The 2,442-nt window shown below is 69.3% G+C and carries 3 protein-coding genes; 2 read left to right on the forward strand and 1 reads right to left on the reverse strand.

Annotated features, from left to right (window positions below; all coding sequences use genetic code 11):
• Positions 1–793, reverse strand: a 793-nt coding sequence (locus FXN61_RS48710; protein WP_167980536.1) for a LysR family transcriptional regulator, incomplete at its 3' end; no start/stop codon positions are given.
• Positions 794–881: 88 nt separating this feature from the next.
• Between FXN61_RS48710 and FXN61_RS48715 the strand changes: the two genes are divergently transcribed.
• Together FXN61_RS48715 and FXN61_RS48720 are read left to right on the forward strand one after the other, a co-directional pair.
• Positions 882–2,165 (forward strand): CitMHS family transporter, encoded by a 1,284-nt coding sequence (locus FXN61_RS48715; RefSeq protein WP_167980537.1) that lies wholly within the window; start codon positions 882–884, stop codon positions 2,163–2,165.
• 9 nt (positions 2,166–2,174) lie between these two features.
• Positions 2,175–2,442 (forward strand): acyclic terpene utilization AtuA family protein (locus FXN61_RS48720; RefSeq protein WP_167980538.1); only part of this gene is annotated, 268 nt, incomplete at its 3' end.

The following is a 2,442-nucleotide window of genomic DNA, read 5'->3' on the forward strand; positions in this document are numbered from 1 at the left end:
TGCCGAGCGGCCGGTGCGACAGCCCGGCGAACCGCGTCAGCGGCAGCACCAGGCCGGGCACGGCAGACACGCCCAGGCCTGCGGCGACGAGGCCGGCCACGGCGCTGATGTTGCGTGCCTCGATCGCGTTCCTCGGGCTGGTGCCGGATTCGGCGAACGCGCGGTCGAGGTGTTGGCGGATGCTGGTCGTGCGGTCGAACGCGATGAACGCCTCGCCGGCGAGATCCGCCCAGGCCACCTCGTCCAGTTGCGCGAAGGCGTGGTCGGGCGGGAAGACGCAGCAGAACCGGTCGGTGGCCACCGGGGTGACGTCGAGGTCGTCCGTCGGCTCGGCCACCGCGGACACGACGGTGACCGCGAAGTCGACGACACCCGCGCGCACCCGGTCGAGCACCTCGGTCGCCAAAGCGTCCTCTATGGACAGTTCTACGTCCGGACGTCCCCGCTGGTAGGTGGAGACGATGGAGGGCAGCAGGATCGCGGCGAGCGAAGGCAGTGCGGCCACCCGGACCTGCCCGCGCCGCCCGTCGAGGAACCCGGCGAAGTGCCGGAGGTTCGCGTCGAACGTCGCGAGCGTCGAGCGGGCGATCGCCACGAACTCGCGGCCCTCGGCGGTCGGTTCCAGCCGGCGCGTGGTGCGCTCGAACAGCGCGACGCCGAGCTTGCGCTCCACCTCCAGCACGCATCGGCTCAGTGACGACTGCGCGAGCAGGAGAGCCTCGGCCGCCGTGGTGAAGCTGCCGGCGTCGTGCACGGCGACGACCACGCGGAGCTGCTGGACGGTCAAATCCATGCGCACAGTGCATCAATCTATCGAATTCTGATGCTTGAAAGCGATAGCTCTTTCGTCGGAAGGTGAGCGCACTCGAAGGAGGTCGACGATGCTCGCCGCGAGTGGCTTCATCACGATTGCCGTGTTCCTGGTTGCGGTGCTGTCCCGGCGGGTGTCCGTGCTCATCGCGTTGACCGCCCTGCCGATCCTGGCCGCGCTGGTGACCGGGTTCGGCGGCAGGCTGGGCACGCTGATCGGCGACGGGCTGGTGAAGGTCGCCCCGGTCGCCGTCATGATCACGTTCGCGATCCTCTACTTCAGCCTGATGGTCGACGTCGGCCTGTTCGATCCCGCGGTGAGGCGCGTTCTGCGGTGGGCCAAGGGGGATCCGCTCAAGATCACGGTCGGCACGGCGGTGCTGACCCTGCTCGTCGCGCTCGACGGTGACGGCGCGTCGACGTTCCTGATCACCGTCTCGGCGTTGCTGCCGATCTACCGCAGGCTCGGCATGCGCCCGCTGGTGCTGGCCGGGGTGGTCTGCCTCGGGGCGGGCGTGATGAACATGGTGCCGTGGGGCGGCCCGACCGCGCGAGCCATGGCTGCCCTCAAGCTCGACAGCTCCGAGGTGTTCGTGCCGGCCCTCCCCGCGATGGCCGCAGGCATCGTGTGGGTGCTCGTCGCCGCGTTCCTCATCGGACGGACCGAGCGCAAGCGGCTCGGGGTGGTGGAGATCGAACCGGACGAGGACGAGCCGGCTCCGCGCACGCGGCCGGAAAGCTTGCGCTTCTGGTTCAACGTGGTGCTCACGCTCGCACTGGTCGTGGTGCTCCTCGGGCAGTTCATGAAACTCGAGGTCGTTTTCGTGATCGCCTTCGTGATCGCGGTGATCGTGAACCGGCCGGCGTGGACACAGCAGCAGGAGTTGTTCGCCAAGCACGGTGGCAACGTCGTGCTGGTCACCGCGATGATCTTCGCGGCGGGCGTGTTCACCGGCATTCTCACCGGCACGGGGATGATCCCCGCGATGGCGCGCAGCCTGGCCGGCGTCATCCCGGACGGTGCCGGCGGGCTGCTGCCGGTCGTCGTGGCTGTCACGAGCATGCCGCTGAGCCTGGTGTTCACCCCGGACGCCTACTACTTCGGCGTGCTGCCGGTGCTCGCGGAAACGTCGTCGGCCTTCGGCGGCAGCGCGGCCGAGATCGGCACGGCGGCGATCCTCGGGCAGATGACGACCGGCTTCCCGCTGAGCCCGCTGACCGCGTCCACGTTCATCCTCGTCGGGATGAGCGGGGTGGACCTGGGCGCGCACCAGCGGTTCATCTTCAAGTGGGCGTTCGGCACGACGATCGTCATGACCGTCGTGGCCCTGCTCACGGGTGCGATTTCGTTCTAAGGGGACGCTGTGCCAACCACCAGGATCGGTTGTGGGGCGGGGTTCGCCGGCGACCGGATCGAACCCGCGGAGGACCTGCTGCGCCGCGCCGGGCTCGCGGACCTCGTGCTGGAATGCCTCGGCGAACGCACGATCTCGCTGGCCCAGCAGCGCAGGCTCGCCGACCAGGACGCCGGCTACGACCGCAGGCTGCCCGCCCGGTTCGAACGGCTGCTGCCGCTGGCGGTCGAGACGGCGTGCGGTGCTCGACGAATCAGCCGGACTGCAATGAAAGCGG

Source organism: Lentzea indica (genome assembly GCF_012184385.1).
GTDB classification, from domain to species: Bacteria; Actinomycetota; Actinomycetes; order Mycobacteriales; family Pseudonocardiaceae; genus Lentzea; species Lentzea indica.

Excerpts from the sequence above, each read along its gene's own strand:
- FXN61_RS48715 (WP_167980537.1), top strand. The coding sequence starts at position 882 with ATGCTCGCCGCGAGTGGCTTCATCACGATTGCCGTGTTCCTGGTTGCG.